This is a genomic window from Roseovarius sp. TE539 (genome assembly GCF_003298505.1).
Lineage (GTDB): Bacteria > Pseudomonadota > Alphaproteobacteria > Rhodobacterales > Rhodobacteraceae > Roseovarius.
Genome location: NZ_QNGB01000013.1, coordinates 64,229 through 89,304 on the forward strand (window position 1 = coordinate 64,229; position 25,076 = coordinate 89,304).

At 63.4% G+C, this 25,076-nt stretch carries 23 protein-coding genes and 2 pseudogenes; 8 read left to right on the plus strand and 17 right to left on the minus strand.

Going from position 1 to position 25,076, the window contains the following annotated elements:
• A pseudogene (locus DQW77_RS10190) lies at positions 1-213 on the plus strand (IS3 family transposase); the annotation flags it as partial.
• 32 nt (positions 214-245) lie between these two features.
• Here DQW77_RS10190 and DQW77_RS10195 read toward each other — a convergent pair.
• The 4 genes and pseudogenes from DQW77_RS10195 to DQW77_RS10210 form a co-directional block, all read right to left on the minus strand.
• A pseudogene (locus DQW77_RS10195) lies at positions 246-406 on the minus strand (IS5/IS1182 family transposase); the annotation flags it as partial.
• A 436-nt stretch (positions 407-842) separates the two neighbouring features.
• Positions 843-1,598: an enoyl-CoA hydratase-related protein gene (locus DQW77_RS10200; protein WP_113258117.1), complete on the minus strand. Its 756-nt coding sequence runs from the start codon at positions 1,596-1,598 to the stop codon at positions 843-845.
• Complete coding sequence (locus DQW77_RS10205) at positions 1,595-2,215, minus strand: 2-hydroxychromene-2-carboxylate isomerase (protein WP_113258118.1); 621 nt, start codon at positions 2,213-2,215, stop codon at positions 1,595-1,597. Before DQW77_RS10205 ends, DQW77_RS10200 begins: the two co-directional genes overlap by 4 nt.
• On the minus strand, positions 2,212-2,742 hold the full coding sequence (locus DQW77_RS10210; protein WP_113258119.1) for a carboxyl transferase domain-containing protein: 531 nt from the start codon (positions 2,740-2,742) through the stop codon (positions 2,212-2,214). Before DQW77_RS10210 ends, DQW77_RS10205 begins: the two co-directional genes overlap by 4 nt.
• A 30-nt stretch (positions 2,743-2,772) precedes the next feature.
• Between DQW77_RS10210 and DQW77_RS10215 the strand changes: the two genes are divergently transcribed.
• Genes DQW77_RS10215 through DQW77_RS10230 form a run of 4 tightly spaced genes read left to right on the plus strand, consistent with a single transcriptional unit; the run spans position 2,773 to position 6,604 of the window.
• Positions 2,773-3,027: a hypothetical protein gene (locus DQW77_RS10215; RefSeq protein WP_147094956.1), complete on the plus strand. Its 255-nt coding sequence runs from the start codon at positions 2,773-2,775 to the stop codon at positions 3,025-3,027.
• A gap of 53 nt (positions 3,028-3,080) precedes the next feature.
• Positions 3,081-4,319: a cytochrome P450 gene (locus DQW77_RS10220; RefSeq protein WP_113258121.1), complete on the plus strand. Its 1,239-nt coding sequence runs from the start codon at positions 3,081-3,083 to the stop codon at positions 4,317-4,319.
• A gap of 37 nt (positions 4,320-4,356) precedes the next feature.
• Positions 4,357-5,349: a zinc-dependent alcohol dehydrogenase family protein gene (locus DQW77_RS10225; RefSeq protein ID WP_181711232.1), complete on the plus strand. Its 993-nt coding sequence runs from the start codon at positions 4,357-4,359 to the stop codon at positions 5,347-5,349.
• Positions 5,342-6,604: a thiolase family protein gene (locus DQW77_RS10230; RefSeq protein ID WP_113258123.1), complete on the plus strand. Its 1,263-nt coding sequence runs from the start codon at positions 5,342-5,344 to the stop codon at positions 6,602-6,604. The genes DQW77_RS10225 and DQW77_RS10230 overlap by 8 nt, the downstream gene beginning before the upstream one ends.
• Positions 6,605-6,643: 39 nt before the next feature.
• Here the strand turns inward: DQW77_RS10230 and DQW77_RS10235 are convergent, their stop codons facing one another.
• The gene (locus DQW77_RS10235; RefSeq protein ID WP_113258124.1) at positions 6,644-7,447 is read right to left on the minus strand and encodes an enoyl-CoA hydratase/isomerase family protein; all 804 of its coding nucleotides are present in this window, start codon (positions 7,445-7,447) and stop codon (positions 6,644-6,646) included.
• A 165-nt stretch (positions 7,448-7,612) separates the two neighbouring features.
• Here DQW77_RS10235 and DQW77_RS10240 point away from each other — a divergent pair, with 165 nt between their 5' ends.
• Positions 7,613-8,242 (plus strand): TetR/AcrR family transcriptional regulator, encoded by a 630-nt coding sequence (locus DQW77_RS10240; RefSeq protein ID WP_181711233.1) that lies wholly within the window; start codon positions 7,613-7,615, stop codon positions 8,240-8,242.
• Positions 8,243-8,307: 65 nt separating this feature from the next.
• Here DQW77_RS10240 and DQW77_RS10245 read toward each other — a convergent pair whose 3' ends face one another.
• Together DQW77_RS10245 and DQW77_RS10250 are read right to left on the minus strand one after the other, a co-directional pair.
• Positions 8,308-9,018 carry a hypothetical protein gene (locus tag DQW77_RS10245; protein WP_113258126.1) on the minus strand — a complete coding sequence of 237 codons (711 nt, stop codon included), beginning with the start codon at positions 9,016-9,018 and terminating at the stop codon, positions 8,308-8,310.
• Positions 9,019-9,059: 41 nt separating this feature from the next.
• The gene (locus DQW77_RS10250; protein WP_113258127.1) at positions 9,060-10,622 is read right to left on the minus strand and encodes a class I adenylate-forming enzyme family protein; all 1,563 of its coding nucleotides are present in this window, start codon (positions 10,620-10,622) and stop codon (positions 9,060-9,062) included.
• A 216-nt stretch (positions 10,623-10,838) separates the two neighbouring features.
• Between DQW77_RS10250 and DQW77_RS10255 the strand changes: the two genes are divergently transcribed.
• Positions 10,839-11,786 carry a nitronate monooxygenase family protein gene (locus tag DQW77_RS10255; protein WP_113258128.1) on the plus strand — a complete coding sequence of 316 codons (948 nt, stop codon included), beginning with the start codon at positions 10,839-10,841 and terminating at the stop codon, positions 11,784-11,786.
• Here DQW77_RS10255 and DQW77_RS10260 read toward each other — a convergent pair.
• The 10 genes from DQW77_RS10260 to DQW77_RS18775 all read right to left on the minus strand — a co-directional run bounded on the left by DQW77_RS10260 (position 11,756) and on the right by DQW77_RS18775 (position 23,650).
• The gene (locus DQW77_RS10260; protein WP_113258129.1) at positions 11,756-13,306 is read right to left on the minus strand and encodes a class I adenylate-forming enzyme family protein; all 1,551 of its coding nucleotides are present in this window, start codon (positions 13,304-13,306) and stop codon (positions 11,756-11,758) included. The two genes, DQW77_RS10255 and DQW77_RS10260, sit on opposite strands and share 31 nt — an antisense overlap.
• A 6-nt stretch (positions 13,307-13,312) precedes the next feature.
• A complete protein-coding gene (locus DQW77_RS10265; protein WP_113258130.1) occupies positions 13,313-14,620 on the minus strand; it encodes a TRAP transporter large permease in 1,308 nt (435 codons plus the stop codon).
• Positions 14,607-15,164 (minus strand): TRAP transporter small permease, encoded by a 558-nt coding sequence (locus DQW77_RS10270; protein ID WP_113258131.1) that lies wholly within the window; start codon positions 15,162-15,164, stop codon positions 14,607-14,609. Before DQW77_RS10270 ends, DQW77_RS10265 begins: the two co-directional genes overlap by 14 nt.
• A complete protein-coding gene (dctP, locus tag DQW77_RS10275; protein WP_181711234.1) occupies positions 15,164-16,198 on the minus strand; it encodes a TRAP transporter substrate-binding protein DctP in 1,035 nt (344 codons plus the stop codon). The genes DQW77_RS10270 and dctP overlap by 1 nt, the downstream gene beginning before the upstream one ends.
• 301 nt (positions 16,199-16,499) lie before the next feature.
• Positions 16,500-18,557, minus strand: coding sequence for an ABC transporter ATP-binding protein (locus DQW77_RS10280; protein ID WP_113258133.1), 2,058 nt, complete (start codon positions 18,555-18,557; stop codon positions 16,500-16,502).
• 1 nt (position 18,558) lies between these two features.
• The gene (locus DQW77_RS10285; RefSeq protein WP_113258134.1) at positions 18,559-19,461 is read right to left on the minus strand and encodes an ABC transporter permease; all 903 of its coding nucleotides are present in this window, start codon (positions 19,459-19,461) and stop codon (positions 18,559-18,561) included.
• A complete protein-coding gene (locus DQW77_RS10290) occupies positions 19,458-20,417 on the minus strand; it encodes an ABC transporter permease (protein ID WP_113258135.1) in 960 nt (319 codons plus the stop codon). Before DQW77_RS10290 ends, DQW77_RS10285 begins: the two co-directional genes overlap by 4 nt.
• 462 nt (positions 20,418-20,879) lie before the next feature.
• Positions 20,880-22,670 (minus strand): adenine deaminase, encoded by a 1,791-nt coding sequence (ade, locus tag DQW77_RS10295; protein ID WP_113258136.1) that lies wholly within the window; start codon positions 22,668-22,670, stop codon positions 20,880-20,882.
• Positions 22,671-22,683: 13 nt separating this feature from the next.
• Positions 22,684-23,382 carry an ABC transporter permease gene (locus DQW77_RS10300; RefSeq protein ID WP_113258137.1) on the minus strand — a complete coding sequence of 233 codons (699 nt, stop codon included), beginning with the start codon at positions 23,380-23,382 and terminating at the stop codon, positions 22,684-22,686.
• A 73-nt stretch (positions 23,383-23,455) separates the two neighbouring features.
• The gene (locus DQW77_RS18775; RefSeq protein WP_181711235.1) at positions 23,456-23,650 is read right to left on the minus strand and encodes an integrase core domain-containing protein; all 195 of its coding nucleotides are present in this window, start codon (positions 23,648-23,650) and stop codon (positions 23,456-23,458) included.
• A 57-nt stretch (positions 23,651-23,707) separates the two neighbouring features.
• Between DQW77_RS18775 and DQW77_RS10310 the strand changes: the two genes are divergently transcribed.
• Positions 23,708-24,724, plus strand: a complete 1,017-nt coding sequence (locus DQW77_RS10310; RefSeq protein WP_113258139.1) for an IS110 family transposase — start codon at positions 23,708-23,710, stop codon at positions 24,722-24,724.
• The last annotated feature ends 352 nt before the right edge of the window (positions 24,725-25,076 follow it).

Consider the following 25,076-nt stretch of genomic DNA (forward strand, 5'->3'; position numbering starts at 1 on the left):
GCGCTCGCCGAGACGATCAACGGTCTCTACAAAACCGAGCTGGTCCATCGCCAGGGACCGTGGCGCAACATGCAGGATTTGGAACTGGCAACCCTCGGCTGGGTCGATTGGGTCAACAAAAAACGTCTGCTCGGGCCCATCGGAAACATCCCGCCAGCCGAGGCTGAAGAGAACTTACATGCACAGCGTGACGTGCTCGATATGGTCGCGTGAAATGAAGCTATAGGTCTCCGGTAAAACCGGGGCGATTCAGAAAACACCGGCGGGCGTACCGGCCGCCCGTCACGCGGCGCGCGCCAGGTCATGTCCTTATCGACCCAGATCAGCAGAGGCCCTGGTTGCGCAGCGACGCGTTGTAGCTGGACCAGTTTGTCGTGCTATAGCGGGCGAGAGGTGGCTTGCTAATTCAGATCGTGTAAGCAATTGGGTTCGACGAATGAATCCGCCGTCGTCAGAATTCCGTAACGAAACCCGTCCGCGAAACCGAGTGCGGCGGCCGCCCTGGCGGCTCTCAGACAAGCGGTCGGGAGGATCGCCCTCGGCTCGCAACGGGCCGCGGCCTGCCGGCGATGGCGCTGGCGCGCAAGGCCCACGTCGTGAGATCACAGGTGTAAGGATCGTGGCACAGCCCGTCGCGAACGGCGTCGAAGAGCCGGATGGTCTTTTCTGTCTGCCGCGCCGCCGGCTCAGGACCGGGGAGCTTGGCCTCGGCAAAAGCGCCCACGGCCCGCGCATTGCTGTCCACGCAGCGCCGGACCCCATGTCGCTGTGGGGCACCTCCGGGGGCCGCGTTGCGGGGGCGCGTCTTGTCTGCCACCTGTCAGCGCCCTTCGAAGGTGCTATCAGCCCACGAATTTCGACATCGCCGCAATCATCTCCGGCGTGCCCGAAAGCTCGGCCTGGTAGTCGCGCTCGAGGTCGAGTTGCGTGTCGAGCGCGTCTTCCGTGGCGGCGGTCACGAGTTGCTTTGTGCGCTGCGCGGCCAGCGGCGGCAATGCCGCGATGCGATCCGCGGCGGCGCGGGCCTCTGCAAGCAGGCTTTCCGCAGGGTGAACGGCCCAGACGAGGCCCCATTCGCGCGCTTGCGCGGCGGCTATCTTCTCTCCCAGAAGCATCATCGACAGTGCCCGAACCCGGCCCGCCACGCGGGGAATGAAAAGCGTGTTACCGCCATCCGGCACCAGCGCGATCCCGGCGAAGGGTTCGTAGAAAAAGGCGTTGTCGGCGGCCAGAACGATATCGGCCGCGAGGGCGAGGCCGACATTGACGCCCGCGCAGGGCCCGTTGACCGCCGAGATGACAATCAGGCGCGAGCGCCGTATCGTGCGAACGAGCGGATTGAAGTGGTTCTCGAGCACCGGGCCGAGTTCACACCCCTCGTCGAGATCGACCGTCGAAAGGTCGTAGCCCGCACCGAAGGCCCTGCCCGCCCCTGTCATGACGACAGCACGTATCGTGTCGTCGCCTTCCAGCGCCGCGAAGGCCGCGCGCAGGTCATCAGCGGTCTCATTGCGCATCGCGTTGAGCTTGTCCGGCCGGTTGACCGTCAGTGTGGCGACCGGCCCGTCCGTCTCGACGGTGATATCCTGGTACTTCATTGGGCTTCCCTTTCTGCGCCACGGCCCTGTGCCAAGCGCCAGTCAAGCTGCGGCAGGCGGTCGGCGCCGAAGAACCGCTCGCCGTCGACGACGAAGAACGGCGACCCCCAGACACCCGCCGCAATGGCCTCGTCGTTGACCTGTTGCAGCTTGGCCTTGGCACTGTCCGTCGTGCCCAAATCTGTCGCATGCTGCCGCGGCAGGCCAGCCTCGGCGGCGATATCCGCGAGCGTGCCGAGCTCCCTGAGGTCCGCGCCCCGACCGAAATGCGCATCAAGCGCGCGGCGGGCAAAATCGGTGGCGATGTCTGCATCACGCTCTGCCATCGCGTAGAAAAGCCGGGCCGCCGCATGGGTGGATTTGCCGAAGGAGGGCGGCCAGACAAAGGGCAGGCCGTGGAACGCCGCCGAACGCTTGAAATCGAGCGGCATGTAATCCGCTTTCGGGCCGTCCTGCAGAGGCGCCACCATACCGAAATGATTGCGGCACACCCAGAGCAGCACCGGGCGCCAAATGAGCGCGCGGCCGTGCGACGCGGCGATCTGTTCTGCCCGGGATGCCGCGAAATAGGCATAGGGCGAACCGAAATCGAAATAGAAATCTATGATGCCGGTCATTGGCGCAGCGCCCCGTGGCCCGGTACTCCAAGTGGTGGGGTGAGCGCGCCGGTGATCGCCCTGCCAAGCGCGTTGCGCGTATAGGCCGGATCACCGATCCCGGCGTCCCGAGTATCTGGAGCGGCGTAACAGGTCGAAAGTTGTTCCATGCGGGCCTTCCCGGTGGTCTCGTGCGGATCCTTTTGCACGGCGGCGTTCAACGCCTTGCCGTTGCGTCTTGTTTGCGCGGCGTTCACATCGGCCTTCGTGTTGGCGGCCGGTTCGCCAGCCATCAGGCCGATTTGGCTGTTGGGCAGGGGGACCACGAACCGCCCGTCGAAGGCGCGCCCACACACCCCGTGAATGCCAGCCCCGAAAGCGCCGTTACGCATCGTGGCGAAGCCCGGGACAGGGCTGCATATCTTCACCATGATCATCCTGGCTCCGTCCTTGGTGATTCCGGCGCTCTCGTGTCTACACCCCGTCATATAACCCGTAATGTTTTGCGGGAAAACGATGAGGGTACCTTCCCGGTTTGAAAGCGCGATGCAATGCGCCCCATTTCAAGCCGCCGGCCCGTGGAATCGATCGCCATCGACGATGACCGCGATTACCCCGCGCATGTCCGCAAGGCCGCGGTGGATGGTACGATCGCGGTTTGCCGGGATGCCGGCGGCTGTGCCAGCACCCTCGGCGCCTTTGCGCTTGTGCCGGACGTCCGGAGCATGTTCGACGGCACGATCATTCTCGGCGGATCGATCTCGACCCGACGATTCCTCCGTTTATCCGCCGCCGAGGCTGCCAGCCTTGTGCTTTGCTCTCGCCTTTGTTAATCAAACTAACGAACGTTTGGTGTTTATGCCGATTTTTGTACTGGAGGAACAACATGGACGGTCAAGACGCCTCTGGTCTTGAGTACAATCCTTCCGATCCCGATGTGATGGCGGATCCATTTCCGGTTTATGAGAAGTTGCGCGAGGAGGATCCCGTTCACTGGAGCCCTTCCGTCAAGTCCTGGATCATCACCCGCTATACGGATGTGCGCGACATGCTCTTGTCGGACAATCTTTCGGTGAACCGGCTGGTGCAATTCTACACCGCGCTGCCGCCAAGAGAAGCAGAGCTGCTCAAGGATATGGTCTACTACCTGAATCTTTGGCTGGCGTTCCGCGACCCGCCCGATCATACGCGGTTGCGCCGCATCATGCGCCATGCCTTCACCGCGTCGGCGATCGAGAAGATGCGGCCCAACATTGTCGAAATCAGCAACATGCTCCTGGATCGGCTGGAAGAAAAGAAGACCGACAAGGTGGACCTTGTCCGTGAATATGCGCTTCAGCTTCCCGCCTTCGTGATCATGGATCTGCTCGACGTTCCACGTGACAGGCTTGACGATTTCAAGGAATGGTCCGATGACATGGCCGTGTTCATCGGCGGGGCGCGAAACGCCACCGACAAGTACGAGCGCGCGGCGCGCGGCTGCACGAACATGTCGGCATACTTCCGCGAGCTTGTGATCGAACGCTCGAAGAATCCCAAGCCGGGATTCCTGCAGGACCTGATCGATGCCCGCGACAAAGGCGACAAGCTTTCGGATGACGAACTGGTGGCCACCTGCATCCTTGTCCTGTTCGCCGGCCACGAGACAACAACCAACCTGATCGGCAATGCCACGCTTCTTTTCCTTCGCCACCCCGATCAGTTGAACCGACTGCGCGAGGAACCCGCCCTTATCCAGAGCGCGATAGAGGAAGTGCTGCGCTACGACGGTCCCACGAACGCCCTGGTGCGCGAGGTTGCCGAAGATCACGAGCTGCACGGAAAGACCCTAAAGGAGGGTGAGCGTGTTTTCGTGATGGTGAATTCGGCCAATCGCGACCCGCGCCGTTTCGAGGATGCGGATACCTTCGACATCACGCGGGAAAACAACCGGCACCTGACTTTCGGGCAGGGCATCCACCTTTGTCTGGGCGCGAAACTGGCCCGCGAGGAGGGGCGTATTGCCGTTCAGGCGCTGTTCGACAGGTTCCCGGATATCTCCCTGGACCCTGACGAGGGGCCGGAGTGGCTCGATGCAATGGTGCCGCGGGGGACGCGCCGCTTGCCCGTGCGTCTCGGGGGATGACCTGCCGATACCCGGCCCTGCAACAAGGGAGAGACATATGAGACGGGCAGTTTTCCGCCGTCACGGATCGCCGCAAGACGTGTTGGAGATCGTCGAAGAAGACGACCCCTTGCCCGGCCCAGGCCAGGTGCGCGTACGCAATCACGTCATGACCATCAACCCGGCCGACCTGCTCTCGATCGAAGGGCGCTACGGCACGGAACCGATCTCGCTGCCCGCGACACCCGGCGTTGGCGCCTGCGGCCTCGTGGATGCGGTTGGCGAGGACGTCAAACGCCTCAAGCCAGGGGACAGGGTGCTGCCGGTCGGCGGCGGGCTTTGGGCTGACATCGTGATCTTGCCCGAACGTATGGCGCCCCCGGCGCCGGCCGGCGCCGACCCTGAGCAGGCGGCGATGATGCGTGCGAACCCCGGCACCGCATACCTTTTGCTGACAGGGATGGCAGACCTTGCTCCGGGCGACTGGGTGGTACAGAACGCGGCGAATTCGAATGTCGGCAGAATGGTCATCCGCTTCGCCCGCGAGATGGGATTTCACACCGCCAATATCGTGCGCCGCCACGAAGTGGCCGCCGTGCTGCGCGGCGATGGTGCCGACGCGGTGATCGTGGATGACGGCAACACCGACGTTACAGAGGCTGTCACGCAAGCCGCCGGAGCCACCCCCAGGATCGCCTTCGATGCAGTGGGCGGAGAGGCAACGGCCGCATTGTCCGGGGCGGTGGCTCCGCACGGAACGGTCGTGGTCTACGGCCTGCTTTCGGGTCAAGACAGTGTGGTCGGTGCGCGCGACCTTGTGTTCCGTGACGTTTCGGTGCGCGGTTTCTGGCTTGCGGATTGGTATCGCAGGGCCAGCCCCGAGGACATGGGCAGGCTGCATGCATTTCTGGAACGGAAATTGCTTGACGGCGTGATCCATTCGCCGGTGGAGGCGCGCTACGACCTTGGCCGCATCCGGGAAGCGGTTGCCCATGCCGGACGCGGCGGCCGTAACGGCAAGATCATCCTGACAGGGGGGCTTCATGCGTAACGTCTATGTCATTGCCACATCTTGCACCGCGTTCGGAAAACGTCCCGGCTGCAGTTTCAAGGATCTCACCCGCGAGGCATATCTGGACTGCATCGGGGATGCCGGATGGAACGACGGATCCGCGATCGAGCAGGCATGGTTCGGCAATTGCGGAATGGGCACCTTCGGCCAAAGGAACATCCGCGGACAGGTCTGCTTTACCCCGCTGGTGCGCGAGGGGCTGTTTCCCGAACGGGTGCCGATGATCAATGTCGAGGGCGGCTGCGCGACGGCATCCATGGCGTTTCACGGTGCCTGGAAGGACGTGGCTTCCGGCGACATGGAGACCGCGCTGGCCATCGGGGTCGAGAAGACTTTCGTGCCCGATGATGCGCAGCGCACGCTGGAGATATTCGAAGGCGGGATCGACCAGCTCGATCCGGAGGAATGGCAGGCGTATTACAAGAAGCGGGGCGAGGAAGCCGACAAGCCGTTCGAACCTCACGGCGGAAACGGCACGGTGTTCATGAACACCTATGCCATGCAGGCCGCCTGGCACATGAAGAGATGGGGCACCACCCAGGAGCAGATCGCAATTGCCGCCTCGAAGAATCACTGGCACGGCTCGTTGAACCACAAGGCGCAGTACCGGTTCGAAGTCTCGGTCGAGGACGTTCTCGGGGACCGTGTGATATCGTGGCCGATCACGCGGTCGATGGCGGCGCCGATCGGGGATGGTGCGGCGGCGGCGATCCTCGTCTCCGAAGATGTTCTCGCGCGTCAGCCGAAAGAGGTGCGCGACCGCGCCATCAAGGTACGCGGATCGGTCCTCAGTGGCGGAAAGTACCGCGATGCGGCAGAACCGGGGCTGAGCCGGGTCGCAGCGCGCAAGGCCTATGCCAAGTCAGGCATCGAACCGGGTGACATCGACATTGTCGAAGTTCATGACGCCACGTCGTTCTGCGAGATCTTCCAACTGGAAATGATGGGCTTTGCCGATGATGGCGAGGGAGGAAAGATGCTGGAAAACGGTGAGACGACGCTTGGCGGCCGGCTTCCGGTCAACCTGTCGGGAGGCTTGGTTTCCAAAGGTCATCCGGTCGGAGCGACAGGGCTTTCAATGATTCATGAACTGGCACTGCAGCTTCGGGGCGAGGCCGGGCAACGGCAGGCTGACGCGGCCCGGATCGCGCTTGCGGAGAACGGCGGCGGCGTGATCGGGTTCGACGAGGCGGCCTGCTCCATAATCCTGCTCGAAGGACGTGGCGGCGCCTAGAGTGCGTTGCGTCCCTCCGGGCGGCAACCGCGGGCGGAGTCATGGGTCGTCAGTGATGCGGCGGCGGCCCTCGCCGCCCTCCTGCAGAAGCCGGCCCGCCTCGGGGCTTACCATCAGATCGCAAAAAAGCGTGCGTTCCAGTGCGAATCCGTCGGACGGTGCCACCTGTGCCGCCTTGACAAGCCTTCTGATATGCGACAGTGCGCGCCGCGGCTTGCCGGCGATCTGCCGGGCAAGCGCCAATGCCTCGGCCCTGGCATCCTCCACGCAAGCCAGCGCGATGTCGTTTTCCACCATCTCGGCCGGAGAAAGCGTGGTGCCGGTCAACGTCATCCACAATGCGCGCGACTGTCCGACAATCCGTGGCAGGCGTTGCGTTCCACCGGCGCCGGGCAGGATGCCGAGATTGATCTCGGGCAGGCCGAACTGGTGCTGGCCGCGCTGGACGATACGCAGATCGCAGGCGATGGCCAGTTCGAATCCCCCGCCCATTGCCGTGCCGTTCAGCGCCGCGATGTAAATCGTATCGCCCGTCTCGATGGTGCGCAGGGCAGTATGAATCGGCCCCTCCCGCACAGGCCGATCCATCGAGAACGTCATCTCGCGCCGGACCATCGACCGGGCCTGGTCCGCGAGCACCTTCAGATCATAATGGCGAATGAAGACACCCGGTGTGGCCCCCGACAGAACACAAACCCGGATGTCTTCATCGGCGTCGATCATTTCGACGGCCCGGGCCAGCCCGGTTTCCATGGCCTTGTCCATGTAGCCGCCATCCGGGTTGGAAAAATCGATCTGCGCCACGGCGCCCTCGACACTCAAAACCGCCTGTCCCTGTCCCATGCACCGCGCTCCTGACCTTGAAAACCGTTGCGATTTTGTTCTCGATATTCAAACAAACAATAGGTAAAAAGTATAGCAGTGATACGACGTTGCATGGTGTGCCGGGACAGCCGAGGATGTGCCAACGGTTCTGCCGGCAGGTCGGTTTGAAATGGAGTGAGCCTCTTGAAGAGCGATATTTCCGCGAAAGGCCCTGCTGGCACGGCCGCCGGGCAGCCGGCGCAAGGCGACAGCACCCGGCGAAAGAACAAGCGCGAAGTCGTTCTTCTCAAGGCGGCCGAGCTGATAGCCCGCCACGGGATCGATGGAACCTCCATGCGCGACATCGCGACCGCGGTCGATATGCTGCCCGGGTCGCTTTACTATCATTTCTCGTCCAAGGAAGAGATGGTCCTTGCCATCCATGAACGGGTGGTCGGCGAGATGACCCGCAAGGTGGAGCAGGCGATAGAAGACGCGCGATTGCCCTGGGACCGGCTGGAACGGGCCGCCGTCGCCCATCTGGAGGCGCTTCTGGAAACGGGCAACATGGTTGCGATCATCTCCCCGCACTTCGAACAGCATAGGATAGAGCTGAACCGCGAACTGAGAGCGCAGCGCAACGCCTACGAGGTGATGTTTCGCGGGCTTTTCGATGCGCTGGACCTGCCGGAAGGTGTCGACAGGGCTCTGTTGCGCCTCCAATTGCTCGGCGCACTCAACTGGGTGCCGGTTTGGTATGATCCCGGAAAGGACAAGACCGCCGGAGAGATCGCGCGCACATTCGTGTCAACGATCAGGGCCGGTCTCGATTGATATGGAGGTGGCGGCGCCCTGTCCGGGCGCCGCCATGCTCCTTGTGACCGAATGTTCGAAACATTTCAGTCGGCGAAGGCGAAGGTTCCGTCACGCAGTTGGCCGCCGGCCAGCATCTTGTCGACCTTGACTTGCGCGAGCGCCGATCCCTCGGGGCCCGATATATCGACCGAGACAGGCTCGGCCGGGCAGTAGTTTCCGACAAACGGGATCTGCATCAATTCGTAGCCTTCTCCGCCGCCGGGATCGCCAACGTAATTGAGCGTGCCGCCCGCCGCGATGCAGTCACCGCTGGGTTTGACCACGAGCGTGATGGTGCCCGCATCGTCACCGCCCGTACCGATCCAGCTTTCGTTGTCCGCGCTCTGGCTTGCATCGCCGGTTTTCACATCGGCGTTGAAATGGGTCCGCATGGCCCTGGAAACCTTCGGGTCCGGCCCGTACCAGCCGCCGATGATGAAGCGCGCGGGTGCGTTCGAGGACGAATTCCAGCCCTTGACGTTCACGTAGGCATAAGCCGCGCTGTAGGGTGTCAGGCCATAGCCGCCGTCAGCGTCATACACATTCAGACCACCCGAAAGATCCTCGGCCGGCATCACGCCTTCAGGCAAGATACCGTCGAGACTGTCAGCATCCCAGGTCACCGCGATGGTCACGGTGTTGGCATCCGTCATGAGGTAGGGCGGTGGCGGGCTATCCTCGGCAAGGACGAAGCCGGGTGCGGTGGCTGCGACCGTCAGGGCGGCTGCCGCCGCGATCTGGGTGCGGTATTTCATGAAGTTTTCTCCTCTCTGTGCTGCGGCGCCCCCTGTCCTCCTCAAGTCGCAGCTTTGTTCCAAAACGGGGCGCGAAGTTCTTTCTTGAGAACCTTGCCAAGGGCATTCCTGGGGAATTGCTCGCGGAATTCGACACCGGCCAGGCGCTGCGTCTTGGCCAGCCTTTCATTGGCCCAGCTCTGGATGTCCTCCGGGGTCGCATCCGCATCCCGGGCGGGAATGACCAGCGCCATGCAGCTTTCACCCCATTTCTCGTGCGGAATCCCGATGACGGTGACATCCATGACGCACGGGTGGCGACCGACGATTTCCTCGACATCCGCCGGGAATACATTGAAGCCGCCGGAAATGATCATGTCCTTCTTGCGGTCGACGATCTTCAGGAAGCCATCCTCGTCCAGAAGACCGATATCGCCCGAACGGATGAAGGACCGACCCCGGTCATCGCGCCAGATAAGCTCCGCGGTTTGTTCATCCCTCTTGTTGTATTCCTTCATCATGCCCGCGCCGTAACCGGCGATCTCACCGGTTTGCCCGCGCGGCAGCTCGTTGCCGTCCTCGCCGAGTATGCGAACCTCGAAGCCCAGAACGGGAGTTCCGACAGTGTCGAACTTTTCCTCATGCTGATACGGCTTCAGCATGCTCGCGAAGCCTTCCGAGAAGCCGTAGAGTTCGTAAAGACCGGGTGAGATCCGCGATATGATCTCGCGTTTGGTATCCTGGCGCAAAGGAGACCCCGCCGACAGCACCGCCTGCAGGCTACCAAGGTCCGTCTCGTTCAGTTCGGGGCGATCAAGGACCAGGATATATTGCGCGGGCACCATGAAGGTATGGGTGATGCGCTCGCGCGAGACCGTGCTCAGGAATTCCCCGGCGTCGAAGGTCGGCATCACGTGCAGGGTGCCGCCGGTGAACAGGACCGGAAGCATCATCAGCCACGTGCCGTTGGAATACAGCGGCGTCGTCGTCAGGGCACGGCTGTCCGATCCGAAACCCATCTCGATCGCGTTGGAAAACGCCCAGTGCAGGCGGGCGCGGTGCGTCTGGACGATTCCCTTGGGCAGCCCCGTCGTACCCGACGAATAGATGATGTTGAACGCGTCGGTTGTCGCGTGCCGCACGTTCGGTGTCGTGTCCGGATACGTGCGCAGGATGTCGGGCAAGAGGTCCATGTCCTGCTCCTCGAAACCCGAGGCGACCCATGTCCCGATGCCGCCCATCCTGCCCTTAAGGGTCTTGGCCGTATCGTGGAACTCGGCCGACACGAACGCGATACGGGCGTCACAGTCATCCAGCAGGTTTTCCAGTTGCTCGCCGGTGAGCATACCCGACAAGGGCACGACACAGCCTCCGGCGCGCACCGTACCGAAAAGGCATTCCAGCATTTCCGCCGAGCTGCCCATCATCACCGCAACCCTGTCACCCTTGCGGAGGCCGGCGGCGATCAGGAAATTGGCAACGCGGTTTATGTTGGCGGCAAAATCACCCCAGCTTCGATTCTGGTCACCGCAGACGATGGCGCTCTTGTCGGGATAATGCCTTGCATGGGTCGCAAGGAGATCGGGCAGGTAAATCTGCGCATCATCAATTCCGTCGCTTGTCATGTCGATGACGTGTCCTTTCCTTCTTCAAGCGGTCTTCCGGCAGGAATGGCTGTTTTCATTTCCAAGGCAGCCCTGATCTTCGGATGCCGCACCTTGTTGCCAGGTCCTTGCCCCCTGTCGCGCATCCCGATTTCACTTCTCCTTGCCGAGCTTATCGTAATTCTTCTAGCGTGCCAAACAGTTGTTTGTTAGCTGTTCGGCAAAGAGAGGGACAAGATGTGGCCCGATAAGACAGATGGACCTGCGCTGCGGGCGCACCTGAGGGCGCGGCTTGCGCTGCCGTTATTCGTTGCGCCCATGTTCCTGATCTCCGGCCCCGAGCTTGTCATCGCGTCGGCACGGGCGGGATCCCTGGTGTCGTTTCCGTCCATCAACGCGCGCACCCCCGCAGAACTGGACCGGTGGCTGCGACGTATCGCCGAGGAAACCGAGGGGAATGCGAACTGGGGCGTGAACCTGATCCTGCACAAGTCCAACGGTCGGCTCGAGGATGATCTGGCGGCGACGGTTCGCGCCAAGGCGCCGCTCGTGGTCGCGTCCGTTGGGGCGCCCAGCCGGGTGATCGGCCCGGTCCACGACTACGGCGGCCTGGTGTTTTCCGACGTGGCCAGCCTTCGCCATGCCAGAAAGGCCGTCGCAGAGGGCGTGGACGGTCTCGTCCTGCTTACGGCAGGGGCGGGCGGAAATACCGGCTGGCTCAACCCTTTCGCTTTCGTTGAAGACGTCAGGAAATTCTTTGACGGCCCCATCGCTGTCGCCGGGGCGATTGGTTCCGGACGGGCCCTGCACGCGCTTGAAGTTCTGGACGCCGATCTCGGCTATGCCGGCACGCCGTTCATTGCCACCCGGGAAAGCATGGCGCAACAGGATCACAAGCAGACCGTGGTGGAAACGGATGCCGACGGCTTGAGCCTGAGCAGCCTTGTCACCGGTATCCCCGCGAATTTCGCACGCAGCAGCCTTCTCAAGGAAGGGATCATCGACAACAATGGCAACCCTTTGCACGAGGGTGTGCTGGATGTGGCATCCTGGAAAACCGTGTGGAGCATGGGGCATGGCTGTGGCGCGATCAATACGATCTGCACCGCCGGCGAGCGGATCGATACAATGGCGCACGAGTGGCGCGCCGCGCGTCAGATCTCGGTGTCCCGGTCAGCCCAGTAAGGCGCACGTATCTCCCGTTTGAGAATCTTGCCGGTCGCGTTGCGCGGTAGGCTGTCGCGGAATTCGACTGACTTGGGGGCTCGCAGCGGGCCGAGCCGGGCCTTGCAGAGTTTGATCAGATCCGCCGCGCTGACGTCGGCTTGCGGCCGAACTTCGATCACGGCCTTGACGGCCTCGCCCCAGTCGGGGTCCGGCACACCGATCACCGCGGCCTCAATGACATCCGGATGCGACAGCAGTTCGCGCTCCACCTCGGCGGGGTAGACGTTGAATCCCCCTGAAATGATCATGTCGGACTTTCGATCGACGAGGGTGATATATCCTTCCGGGTCCGCGATGCCGATATCGCCGGTCAGGTACCATCCATCCCGGAAAGCCGCAGCGTTCGCCTTCTCGTTGTTCTCATAACCCTGGGCAACGCTCCAGCCGCGAATCGCGACTTCTCCCGGCTGCCCCGGCTCCAGCACCGAGCCGTCTTCGTCAAGTATCGCCGTCCTGCGCATGATGGACGGGCGGCCTATGGACTTGAGGCGCCGGTCCCACGGCGGGTTCTCTTCAAGGTGATGGTCTTCCGGCGGCAGAAAACAGATCGGCCCAAGAGCCTCTGCCTGACCGTAGAAATTGCTCATCACCGGCCCGAACGCCCTGATCGCCTCGCGCAGCTTTTCCTCGGCCATGGGGGCCGCTGCATAAACGAAACGGTGCAGGCTGGTGTATTGGTGACAATTCAGCGTCGGAACCGCCAGCATCCTGTAGATCAGGGTCGGCGGAAGGAAAAGGATCTCCGCCTGCTCGGCTTCGATCGCGGCAAGAATGTCGGCCGGTTCCGCGCCGTCCAGCAGGATATGGGTGCTTCCGGTGATCGTCAGCGCGAAGATGAACGTGCCGGCGAAATGGGTCATCGGAGCGACCACAAGGTTGCGGACCGGGCCATGCACCTCAAGGCCATGAAGCATGTCCATCGACGAAATCAGATTGGTCAGATGGGTATGGCGCACGCCCTTGGACTTTCCGGTGGTTCCGCTGGTCGCGTAAAGCGCCCAGAGATCCTGCGGATCGTGCGGGTGGTCCGGACATCTTGTGAACTCCGGCGCCATCCAGTCCTGCAGCGCCGGCGCATCGCTCGCGCCACCGTCGATGCATATGGCGAGGTCAAGCTCGGGACAATGCGCGCGGCATTCCGCCACTTCCGCGCGAAAAGCGGAGTGGAAGAACAAGGCCCCTACCCCGGCATCACGCAATATCTGCATGTTCTGGGCCGCGGCGTTTCGAACGTTCACGGGAACCATGACGCATCCGGCCCGGAACATGCCGAACATCGCCTCGAGTCCGCGCCAGTCATTGGGCATGTAGATACCAACGCGGGTGCCCGGCCCCAAACCGTCCCGCACAAGCGCTGACCCTATTCGATGCGTCATCTCCCGGGATTGACGGTAACTGCGCGAAATCGCACCCTGTTTCACGAAGCAGCGGTCGGGATACAAATCCGCGGCACGGTCAAAGAAATCTATCAGGCGCATGCCGCCCTATCCCATTGTTTCCGGCAGGATGGTGGCGATCCAGGGAAACAGCAGAAGCAGAGCCAGGATCACCATCTCGATCGCGATGAAGGGCAGGACGCCTTTGAAAAGGTCGCGGCTGGTCACCATTTTGTCCGCCGCGGCCAGAACCGCGTACAGATTGAGCCCAACCGGCGGCGAGATCGCCGCGATCTCGATAAGTTTCACCACGATGACTGCAAACCAGATGGCATCAATCCCGAGGGTCTGCGAGATCGGATAGAGGAACGGCAGCGCGATAACCAGCAGCGACACCGAGTCCAGAAACATGCCGAGCAAAAGGAACAGCGCCACCGTCATGACCATGAAGCCGGCAATGCCCAGTTCGGTCGATTGTATCAGGACGCGAAGATCCCCGATGAAACCGCTGATCAGCAGGAAACGGCTGAAGATCAATCCACCGATCACGATTATGAAGATCATGGCGGTGATCCGTGCGGATTCGACAAGCGCGCTCCAAAGCTGCCGGCTGTCGATACGACGCATCGAAAGCGCGATCAGAAGCGCCCCGGCGGCGCCCACGGCGCCCGCGGCGGAGGGGGGGAACTGCCCCGAATAGATCCCTCCCATGACGAGAAACATCAGCAGCAGGACGCTCCAGACCCGGCCAAGCGCACTGAACCTAGCGGACCAGGAGACGTGCTCGGTCATCGGGGGTGCCCAGTCCGGGCGAAACTGCAACCATATCCGGATGCCGAGCATGTAACCGCCCGCGGTCAGTAGGCCGGGCAGAATGCCCGCGATCAGCAGCGCACCGACAGGTTCGCCCGTCAAAAGGGCATAAAGGACCATTGCGATCGAAGGGGGGATCAGACCTGCAAGTGTGCCGGCCGCCGCGATGCAGCCCGCGGACACCCCGGGATCGTACCGGAATCGCAACATTTCCGGCAGTGCCATACGGGTGAACACGCCCGATGCTACCACGGTAGAGCCGGACGCCGCGGCAAAGCCGGCCTGCGCCATGATCGTCGCCATGAACAACCCGCCGCGGACGCGGCTCAGCATTGCTTGCGCCGCCGCATAAAGATCGCCGATGATCCCCGCCCGTCCGGCAATCGCCCCCATCAGGACGAACATGGGAACCACGACGAATGTGTAATCACTGGCCAGTGTGTAGGGGGTGACCTTGAAGGTGGTCAGCATGAATGTCGTGCCGACACTGAGATAAAGCCCCGCGGCGGCCACACCCGCGAGGGCAAAGCCTACGGGAACGCCGATGGCCAGCATCGCCAGCAGTACGACGAAGGCCAGCCCGCCCTGTTCAAGACCGCTCATTGTTTCCCTGATCCCCGAAAAGGCGGTTCAACGCCTGGAATACGAAAACAAACATCGTGATCGCCGCACCGACCGCGCAGGCAATCTTGGCCGGCCAGATCGGGTAATTCATTGTCGCCGCGGATGTCTCCCGGATGGATACGCTGTCTATCGCGAGTTCAACCGCCCCGTAGGTAATCAGGCCGAATATGGCCATCCCTATCATCTGGCCCAGCCACCACCCGAGACTGATCAGCGGGCCGGGCAGCCGGGACAGGAACAGGTCGACATGGATATGCGCGCGCTCTCGCTGCACCATCGGCCAGGCAAGAAAGATCGCAGCCGCGGCCAGTGTCCCCGACAGATCGACCTTGAGGGCCAGAAAAACACCGAAGACCTCTCCCGATACGATATCGGCGGCCCCGACGAACATCACGACGAAAAGCGTTATTCCACAAAAGGACAGCGCAAGCCGCTCGGCAAGTGTCGGGTCGTTCCGGCGGTAAAGTCTCGAAAGCCCGGAGGCGTCGTGCCGCCCCCGGGTCCTTGCCTTGCCGTCACGCATCACGGCTTGAAGCTTTTGGCGGCTTCACGCTGCAGAGGGACAAGCGGCGCGATCTCCTCGCCCATGTCCTGCTCGGCCATTTTCTCCTCCCAGATGGAGATCATGTCGGGCGACTGTTCCACGAACTCGTCCATGTCTGACAGTTCGACAACCTGCCCTCCGGCCTCGCGGAAGGTCTCCATCGCTTCTTCTTCGGCCCCCTCGATCCATTCGAGATCCTTTTGCATCGCGTCGTTCGCGACCTCGGTCATCAGGTTTCTCACGCTTTCGGGCCAGGAATTCCAGGTGTCCGCCGATGCATAGAGCTGGAACGTGGTGAAGGTTCCGGTATTGATATCCGAAACATACGGCGCCACGGATTGAAGCGAGAAAAAGGGAACCCATTCGATCGGGCCGAAATTACAGTCCAGGGTTCCGCGCTGCAATCCCTCGCGGATTTCCGTCGCCTGCACCCGGGTGGGCACCATTCCGTAGGATTCCATCCAGATCGGGACATAGGCGCCGCCCACGGCCCGCACCCTCAGACCCTCGAGGTCGGCCATTTTCTCGATCGGCTTGTTGCAAGTCAGACGGTACGGCGATGTCACCGTCCACTTGATCGGATGCAGGTTCAACTCATCCAGTTCCTGCTGAACCGGCTCGGCTGCGTAAACGTCCCGGGCCAGCTCATGCGCCGTTTCGGGATCGGCTGACACGCGGTTCAGAAGCCCGGCCGCGATCGCCGTCATCGGCATCTCCGACGCGTGGACGGCCTGCGCGAAAACACCGAGATCGACCGAGCCGGACGACACCAGTTCCTTGATCTCGAGAAGTCCGCCAAGCTGCCCCGACCAGAAGATATCAACCTTCACGGCACCGTCCGACCGGCGCTCGACCTCCTCGGCCCACCACTTGTCCCACTGAACCGCGGGCCAGCTTTCCGGTAGCGGATGTGCCATCCTCAGCGTGACGTTCGGGTAATCTTCGGCCGTGGCCTGTTGTGCCATCAACGCGATTGCAATTGCGCTCGTTGCGCGGAAAATCCGATTCAACACTTGTTCCTCCCTGTGTCTTTTCTTTGAAAACCGTTGCCGAAACTGATCCGTTTACCAACGCCTTTCCGAAACCTAACAATCGTTTGCTTTTGCGAAATGTCAAGATGCGTGTGTGCGCCCTGATCCGGACGGGATCGCGCCGCCGCAGGATATCATCGCCGGCCCGGGCAGGCGGTTCCGGGAGAGCGTGATCCGATCACGCGGCGGAACGACGTGAGGGGGGCGGCAGGTCCGGTTCCACCCTTTTGGGGCGAATCAGACCGACCCGTGCCACCATTTGCGAGCCAGCGGCTGACCCGTGTCAGGCGCTGCGAGACTTTTCAGGCGTTGCGGCCGCGGCCAGGTCCTCGGGGGCGATGTGGCAGCGCAGTGCATGGCTGCCACCGGGCCGGTGCCAGGGAGGATCGGTTTCGTCGCAGATCGCGCCCAGGTGGCGCGGACAACGGCGCTGGAACGGGCAGCCGCGCGCCGGCGGGGCATGTTCCGGACGATCATCGGTCATCAGGCGGGGCACGGTATCCGGGTCGGGTTCGAGGACCGCACCGAGAAGCGCCTCGGTATAGGGATGCGAAGGTGCGGAATAGACGCGTTCGGTTTCGCCCATCTCGCATATCCTGCCCTGATAGAGAACCGCCACCCGGTCCGCCAGTGCACGCACGACGGCGAGGTCGTGACTGACAAACACATAGCTGGTGCCGCGCCGGGCCTGCAGGTCGCGCAGCAGATCCAGCACCGCCGCCTGCACCGAGACGTCAAGCGCCGATGTGACCTCGTCACACAGGACCAGGTCGGGGTCGGCGGCAAAGGCACGGGCCACCGCGACGCGCTGTTTCTCGCCGCCCGAAAGCTGCGCCGGAAGCCGGTCCAGGTAATGGGCGCCAAGGCGCACCTGCGAGAGCAGGTTGGCAGCGCGGGTGCGCAGGGCCTCACCGGTCAGCCCCTCGTAGAGACGCAGGGGCTGAGCAAGGATGTCGGCCACGCTGTGGCGTGGGTTGAGGCTGTCGTCCGGGTTCTGGAAAACGATCTGGACCTTGCGCAGCATCGACGGGTCGCGCCGTTCCACGGAGGCCGCAAGGGGCGCGCCCCCGGCGACGGTGATGCTGCCCTCCTCCGGCTCCAGCATCCCGGCGATGGCCTTGAGGATGGTGGATTTTCCGGACCCGCTTTCACCCACCAGTGCCAGCGTCTCGCCCGGCGGAACCTGAAGATCGATCCCATCCACCGTGGCCACAGGCACCGGAGCGCCGGCAAGGCGCTGAATCAGGTTCCGGCGGTTGTAGGTGATGCAAAGCCCCGAGATATCGAGGGCCGGGGCGACCGTACCGGTATCGGTTACGGCAGCGCCGCGGTCGTCGGGCCGGGGCCCGGGAGCCGCGGGGAGGCTGTCAAGCGCGTCGAGACGGATGCAGCGCGCCCTGCTGCTGCAATCGGTTTCGACAAGCGGCGGCACCTCGGCGCGGCAAGCGTCAATAGCCAATGCGCAGCGGTCAGCGAAGGCACATCCCGGTCCGGCTTCGCCCGGGCCCGGCGGGCGCCCGTCCAGCGCCCGGGGCAGTCCGCCTTCGCGGAGCCTCGGGATCGAGGCCAGAAGACCCCGGGCGTAAGGGTGGCGGGGCGCACGCAGGACGCCGCGCGTCGGCCCCTCGAGCACCACCTGCCCGGCATACATCACCACCGTGCGCTCACAAACCTGCGCCACGGCCCCGAGATCGTGGCTGACATAGACCATCGCCATGTCACGCTGGGCAGCGATATCGCGCAGCAGCCGAAGGATATGAGCCTGGGTGGTCACATCCAGCCCGGTCGTGGGTTCATCCAGCAACAGCGCCCTGGGATTGCCCGCCAGCGCCAGCGCCACCGCGACGCGTTGCTGCTGCCCCCCAGACAGTTCGTGAGGATAACGCGCGGCACACCCCTTTGCGTCGGGAAGGCGGACCTGTTCGAGAAGTTCGCGCACCCGTTCCTCGCATTTTTCGGACGGGGTATCGGAATGCAGTCGCAATGCCTCGGCAATCTGGTGACCCACGCGCATGGTGGGGGTCAGCGCCTGACCGGAGTTCTGCGGTATGAGGCCGAGGTCGCCGCCGCGCATCCGCTCCAGCGCCGGTCCGGGCAGGGCGAACACATCCTGACCGTCAAAGCGCACGTCGCCACCGGTACGGCATAGCGCTCCGCGCAAGTAGCCCAGGGCCGCAAGCGCGAGCGTGGACTTTCCCGAACCGCTTTCTCCGACGATGCCGACGCTTTCACCCGGGCAGACCTGAAGGCTGACATCACGCAGGACGGGGCGGGCGTGGCCGCGGCGTGAAGGCAGGCCGATGCCCAGCCCCGAGATATCGATGAGCGGAGGTATCGCCATGTCAGATTTCGTCTCTTCTGGAGTGGTCGACCCGCATCACGATCGCCAGTGCGTCAGCCACGAGGTTTATGCCTATGATCAATGACGCCAGCGCAACCATCGGCCCCAGGACACCCCAGAGGGCAACAGTCATGTAGAGCCTGCCATCCGAGATCATCAGGCCCCAGTCGGGTGTCGGCGGTGTGGCGCCGAAGCCCAGGAAGGACAAGGACGAGAAGGCCAGCAGCATCCAGGACCAGCGCATCGCGCCTTCCACCATCAGCGGGCCGGTGACGTTCGGCAGCAGTTCTCGCATCATGATCGAGGCGCGGCCGTGCCCGCGCGCCCGGGCGGCCTGGATGAAATCGCGCGCCACGACTTCATGGGTGGCGGCGCGGGCGACCCGTATTACCGGAATGCCGAAAAAGAATGCGAGTGTCGGGATCAGAACCGCGTTGGTGGTGCCGAAGGTGACCACGAGGACCAGAAGCTTGAGGATCCAGGGCAGCGACAGGAAGGCATCGACGATACGCATGAGCACCTCGTCGAAACGCCCCCCGACCAACCCGGTGAAGATCCCCAGCAATCCGCCCCAGACCAGCGCCGCGGGGGTGCCGATGCCGGTAACAATGAGCGCCTCGCGCCCCCCCAGCATTGTGCGGGTCAGGATGTCGCGGCCCAGGTGATCGGTGCCCAGCGGATGCGCCATCGACGGTTCCCCAAGGATCGCCCCGGCATCCATGGCAGTCGCGTTGTATGGAACCAGCAGCGGCGCGAAGATCGCCAGAAGCAGATGCGCGGCCACGAGGGACAGCCCGAACCAGCCGGCCGGCTCGCGCAGCATCGCGCGCACGACCAGCCAGGCGCGGCGGGCCCGGCTGTTGCCGCGCGGCGGAACGGGGGCGGACGCGTCAGGGGCGGTCATGCACGCCTCGCGGTGTGGGTGCGCAAGCGCGGGTTGAGGACAAGCGACAGCAGATCGGCCAGAAGGTTCACGCCCACATAGGCGGAGGCGACGATCAGTGCGATGGCCTGCACCACGGGCAGGTCGCGATCCGAGATCGCGTCGATGGTCATCCTCCCGAGGCCGGGATAGTTGAACACGACCTCGACCACCACCACGCCGCCCAGAAGCCAGGCCACCGTCAGCGCCACGACATTGATCGCCGGCAAAAGCGCATTGGGCAAGGCGTGTTTCCACACGATGCGGCGGTACGGCACCCCGCGCAACAGCGCCATCTGCACGTAATCGCTGGCCATGACCTCGATCACCGAGGCCCGCACCATGCGCAGGATGTGCGCCACCATCAGCAGCGTGAGAACCGCCACCGGCAGGATTATGCCCGGAAAGAACGCCGAAACCGGGTAGTCGGCGGGGGCCACCACGATCCCCGGCACCCAGCCCAGCCATACCGAGAACACGAGGATCAGCACCGTGGCGGAAACGAATTCGGGGATCGTCATCGACACGATCGCCAGCGACGAGATGCCGTAATCCAGTGGTCCGTCACACCGCAGCCCGGCAACCACGCCCTGCACGATGGCCATCGGAACGCCGACGGCCAGAGCACAGGCTGCCAGCAGCGCAGAGTTCCTGAGCCGCGAGCCCACGAGGCTGGCAATACTTTCCTGACCGTCGGCCGACACGCCGAGATCGCCCTGCAGGGCGCCCCAGGCCCAATCGAGGTAGCGCAGGGCCGCGGGGCGCTCCAGCCCCAGATCAGCCCGGCAATTGGCCAGAAGCTGCCCCTTCGCCTCACGCTCCAGGAAAGCGGTGCAGGCATCGCCGGGCAGTATCTCGACCCCGGCGAAAATGATCACCGAGACCAGCCAGACTGTCACGGCACCCAACAGGAGGCGGCGCAGGATCATGCGGGTCATCGTCGTGTCTGTCCCTCGGCACGGTTTCTTTTGTCCGGACGTTAACCCGCGCGAAAGCGATTAGTCGAGAACTTCTTGCCGGACGCGCCCTAAGCGCCGGAGCACCTGTGCCGTCGCCTCGTACATCGCCAGATCGCGGCCGGGGCATCGCGATACCCGCAAGCCTTCTTTGCGCGATACACCCGCCGCGCCCGGTATCGAGGGTCCGGCCGTCATGCGAAGGTGGATTGCCGCCCCGTGTAGACCCTGTCGATCACGTCGGCCCTGAACGGGCGGTTCCCATTTGGCACACGGCGCGTTGGCATTCCCAGATCGGACGCCACAGCCCTTTGTCCGGGTGTGCGCCGATCCCGCGTGGTCGGGCGGCCTTAGGGCGAGACCCCACTCGCGACATAAGCGGCTACCTGCTGACCCGGCAAGCCGCCTGTCGCCGCCACACTTACGCGCCCGGCATGCGCCCGCTCACAAAAGCAGATCGACTTTCTCGAATTTCGTGACGTCGATGATCCCCAGATCGGAAATGCGGATTTCGGGTATGACGACAAGTGCCAGAAGCGAATGCTGCATGTAGGCGTTGTTCAGCCTGCAGCCACAGGCCCCCATCGCGTCGACCATCGCGTCTGCCTTTCGGGCGACCACTTCGGCCCGTTCGTCCGACATCAGCCCGGCAATCGGAAGCTCGACCGTCGCCAGTTCCCGCCCTTCCGAGAACACGGTGATGCCGCCGCCGACCTTGCCGAGATGATTGGCCGCCGCCGCCATGTCCTCCCTGGAGGTGCCGACCACGATCATGTGGTGGCTGTCATGCGCCACGGTCGAGGCGACGGCACAAGGCTTGTCATAACCGAACCCCGAGACGAACCCGTTGACCACGCCACCCGTTCCGCGATGCCGTTCGACCAGGGCGATCTGGCACACGTCTTCATCCGCATCCATCTGCACCAGACCGTTCGCGACCTTGAGGGACTTTTCCAATGCCCGCGTTGGGGCCTGGTTCTCAAGAACGCCGATCACGCGGGCCCGAACCTCCTTTGCGCCTTCAGGAGCGAATATGTCGAAATCGTCAGCCGCGAGGGCCTTGCCCAGCTTGACGGTGTTGCGGCAGAACGCCGGATACTCCGCCTCCGGGATATCGGCCTTGAGCGCGCCGTTCTCGGCCACGACCTCGCCCCCGGCGATCACGAGCTCCACAGGCAGCGACGGCAGGTCCGACGAGAGGATGATGTCCGCCCGCCGCCCCGGCGCGATGGACCCGATGTCGCGCTCCATGCCGAAATGCTGCGCAGTGTTCAGCGTTGCCATCTGGATGGCGGTGACCGGCTTCAGCCCCTGCGCAACAGCATGCCGGACCACCCTGTTCATGTGCCCGTCGCGCACCAGGGTCCCGGAATGGCTGTCATCGGTGCACAGCACGAAATTGCGAGGGTCCATTCCGTCCTCGGTAATCGCCTTGACCTGCTCTGCAACGTCGTACCAGGCGGAGCCGAGCCGAAGCATGGCGCGCATGCCCTGCCGGACGCGGGCGATCGGATCTTCCTTGCGGGTGCCTTCATGGTCGTCGGCCGGGCCACCCGCCACGTAGCCGTGGAACATCAGGCCCAGATCGGGCGACGCATAATGCCCGCCCACGGTCTTGTGCGCGTTCTGGGTTGCGCCTATCTCACCCAGCATCTTCGGGTCATTCATCGCCACACCCGGGAAGTTCATCATCTCGCCCAGCCCGCAGACCTGTGGCCAGTTCAGCGCCTCGGCCACGTCCTCGACCGAAAGTTCGGCGCCGGCATTCTCGAGCCCCGGCGCGGAAGGCACGCAGGAGGGCACCTGCACCTGCACATTGATCGGCAGGCCCGCGGCGTCGTCATGCATGATCTTGACACCCCTCAAACCCAGTACATTGGCGATCTCGTGCGGGTCGATGAACATCGAGGTGGTGCCGTGCGGGATCACGGCGCGGGCGAACTCGGAGACGGTGACCATGCCGCTCTCCACATGCATGTGCGCATCGCACAGCCCGGGCACCATGTAACGGCCCCCCGCCTCGATGATTCGGGTCTGCGCGCCAACCGTGTGGCTGGCATCCGGCCCGACATAGGCAATGCGCCCCGCGGCGATGGCGATGTCCGTATCCGGGATGACCTCGCCGGAATAGACGTTGACCCACTTGCCGCCACGCACGACGGTCTCGGCCATTGTCCGCCCCATCGCCACGTCGATCAGGCGGGGGGCGGTTTCGGTCCAGGTTTGAACGGGCATGATGACCTCCGGGCTAGTGTCTCAGGTAGGGTACGCCAAGTTTGGCAGGCTGGCCGGACCGGCTTCGGATCATGACCAGCAACAGGATGGATGCCACATATGGCAGCATCAGGAAGAACTGATAAGGAATATCCACTCCGACACCCTGAGCATGGACGGCCACGCTGTCTAGGATGGCAAAGATCAGAACGGCAGTCATGGTACGCCCGGGGCGCCAGTTACCTGCAATGACGACCACGATTGTCAGCCACCACAGGCCACCGGAAATATCCGGACGGAACTGGTCGGCAAAGGCAAGCAGAAGGAAGGCCCCTCCGAGTGCGGTCAGTGCCGACCCGAACAGGACAGCGCTATACTGGCGGGTCGCCACCGAAAGCCACTTTGCTTCGAGGAATTGCGAATTCTCGCCGGCCGCGCGCGTCTCGAGCCCGTAGGCCGTGCGTCGCAGGAAGACCGCGATGACCGGCACGCCCAGAAAGGCAATATACGTCAGCAGGTGCTGGTCGAACAGGATCGGCCCGATCACGGGTATTTCCGACAGACCGGGAATTGGCGCCTTGTCGATGGTCGAGTAACTTGGCGGTTTAGCCCCGCCGACATAGCTGCGGAACCAGAACAGCGTCAGACCGCTGGCCAACAGGTTGAAACCCAGCCCGGTGACGAAATGGTCCACCCGCAAGGTGATCGTCATGAACCCGATGAGCAGACCCACGGCCAGACAGAGGTGGAGAGATAGTCCTGCTTTTTCGACCAGTTTTCCGCCTGGCTAAGCTATAGCATTGGTTTCATGTCAGGCGGCGGCTTTCAGGGTCTTGGGGCGACGTATCATAGGCCTCGGCCGGCGTCGGCAGCCCGTGCGATGAATGCGGGCGTCTTTCGCTGTGGTAGCTGATCCAGACGCCGATCCCGGAACGGGCTTCCGCCCCGGACTCGAAGGCGTTCCGGTAGATGCAGTGAACTGATGCGGTGGATGCCCCCACCTGACGGCATCCTTTATGCCATAATAGTTCGATTGGAACTTAGCGGAGGGCACACCGATGACGACGAATATCAGCATGCTGGCGATCGACCTGGCGAAGGGTAGCTTTCAGGTCTGCGCCGTGGGGCAGGATGGGGCGGTTTTGTACAACCGAGGTCTGTCGCGGACGCGGCTGGCAACGCTTCTCGCCGAGCAGCCGGCCTGCGTGGTGGCGATGGAGGCCTGTGCCACGTCGCACCATTGGGGCCGGGTTGCGCAACGGCACGGCCACGAGGTGCGGCTCGTCCCGGCCGCTTACGTGAAGCCGTTCGTGAAACGGCAGAAGAATGATCGGGCAGACGCGGAAGCCATCGCGGAGGCGGCCCTGCGCCCGACCATGCGCTTCGTGGCGGTGAAGAGCGCCGAGACCCAGGGGCGCGCGGTGGCCTTCCGAACGCACCAATGCATGGTCCGGCAACGCACACAGCTCATCAACGCGCTCCGGGGACATTTGGCCGAGTTCGGGCTCGTGGCGCCGAAGGGGCCTGCGAGCCTGAAGGTACTCGAGAACGCGCTGGCCGACGAGACCAGCGATCTGCCTGGCCCGGTCCGGGAAATGGGGAAGATCTATCTCGAGCAGATCGCGCGGCTCACCGAGGTGATCGAACAGCTGGCGGACGAGCTCGAGGCGGCATCGAAGACAGATGCGCAGTTGCGTCGGTTGTGCACCGTCCCCGGGATCGGTCCGGTCACCGCGGGCGCGGTCGCGGCATTCGCACCGGACCTCGACACGTTCGACAGCGGGCGCAACTTCGCCGCCTGGCTTGGCTTGGTGCCACGACAGAGGTCGACGGGCGGCAAGTCCAAGTTGGGCTCCGTCAGCAAGATGGGTCAGACCGACATCCGCCGGCTGCTGATCGTGGGCGCGATGAGCGTGATCCGCTGGGTGGTAAGGAAGGGCGGCAGTTCGAACCGCTGGCTGGCCGCGCTCGTGGCGCGCAAGCCCAAGATGGTCGCGGCCGTCGCGCTGGCGAACAAGATGGCCCGCATGATCTGGGCCATGACGACCAGGGGAGAGGATTATCGAATGGCGTGACCAGAACCCGAACGGGCAAGGGCACGGCATGGCCGCAAGGCCAGGGTGAGCGATCGACGAGGAGTAGGCGACACGGACTTCGAAGTTCAAGGTGGGAGATCCAGTCCCGGGGCTCGAGCGCTTGCAGCTCTCTGAACCGATGTGAACCCGGCCTTCCGAACAGCATACATGGTGTGATTGCGGCGGTCGCTCTCCGGTGGCGTGCGAGGTCCGGTATAATGGCCTCACTGAGAAACAGCCGTGAGGAGAACGACCATGATTTACTATGCTGGTTTGGACGTTTCACTGAAAGAGATTTCGATCTGCGTTGTTGATGCAGACGGCAAGACCGTTGCCCGGGGCGTGTCCCCCG

Excerpts from the sequence above, each read along its gene's own strand:
- DQW77_RS10200 (WP_113258117.1), bottom strand. The coding sequence starts at position 1,598 with ATGAAGTACCAGGATATCACCGTCGAGACGGACGGGCCGGTCGCCACA.
- DQW77_RS10205 (WP_113258118.1), bottom strand. The coding sequence starts at position 2,215 with ATGACCGGCATCATAGATTTCTATTTCGATTTCGGTTCGCCCTATGCC.
- DQW77_RS10220 (WP_113258121.1), top strand. The coding sequence starts at position 3,081 with ATGGACGGTCAAGACGCCTCTGGTCTTGAGTACAATCCTTCCGATCCC.
- DQW77_RS10225 (WP_181711232.1), top strand. The coding sequence starts at position 4,357 with ATGAGACGGGCAGTTTTCCGCCGTCACGGATCGCCGCAAGACGTGTTG.
- DQW77_RS10230 (WP_113258123.1), top strand. The coding sequence starts at position 5,342 with ATGCGTAACGTCTATGTCATTGCCACATCTTGCACCGCGTTCGGAAAA.
- DQW77_RS10235 (WP_113258124.1), bottom strand. The coding sequence starts at position 7,447 with ATGGGACAGGGACAGGCGGTTTTGAGTGTCGAGGGCGCCGTGGCGCAG.
- DQW77_RS10245 (WP_113258126.1), bottom strand. The coding sequence starts at position 9,018 with ATGAAATACCGCACCCAGATCGCGGCGGCAGCCGCCCTGACGGTCGCA.
- DQW77_RS10250 (WP_113258127.1), bottom strand. The coding sequence starts at position 10,622 with ATGACAAGCGACGGAATTGATGATGCGCAGATTTACCTGCCCGATCTC.
- DQW77_RS10255 (WP_113258128.1), top strand. The coding sequence starts at position 10,839 with ATGTGGCCCGATAAGACAGATGGACCTGCGCTGCGGGCGCACCTGAGG.
- DQW77_RS10260 (WP_113258129.1), bottom strand. The coding sequence starts at position 13,306 with ATGCGCCTGATAGATTTCTTTGACCGTGCCGCGGATTTGTATCCCGAC.
- DQW77_RS10265 (WP_113258130.1), bottom strand. The coding sequence starts at position 14,620 with ATGAGCGGTCTTGAACAGGGCGGGCTGGCCTTCGTCGTACTGCTGGCG.
- DQW77_RS10270 (WP_113258131.1), bottom strand. The coding sequence starts at position 15,164 with ATGCGTGACGGCAAGGCAAGGACCCGGGGGCGGCACGACGCCTCCGGG.
- DQW77_RS10280 (WP_113258133.1), bottom strand. The coding sequence starts at position 18,557 with ATGGCGATACCTCCGCTCATCGATATCTCGGGGCTGGGCATCGGCCTG.
- DQW77_RS10285 (WP_113258134.1), bottom strand. The coding sequence starts at position 19,461 with ATGACCGCCCCTGACGCGTCCGCCCCCGTTCCGCCGCGCGGCAACAGC.
- DQW77_RS10290 (WP_113258135.1), bottom strand. The coding sequence starts at position 20,417 with ATGACCCGCATGATCCTGCGCCGCCTCCTGTTGGGTGCCGTGACAGTC.
- ade (WP_113258136.1), bottom strand. The coding sequence starts at position 22,670 with ATGCCCGTTCAAACCTGGACCGAAACCGCCCCCCGCCTGATCGACGTG.
- DQW77_RS10310 (WP_113258139.1), top strand. The coding sequence starts at position 23,708 with ATGACGACGAATATCAGCATGCTGGCGATCGACCTGGCGAAGGGTAGC.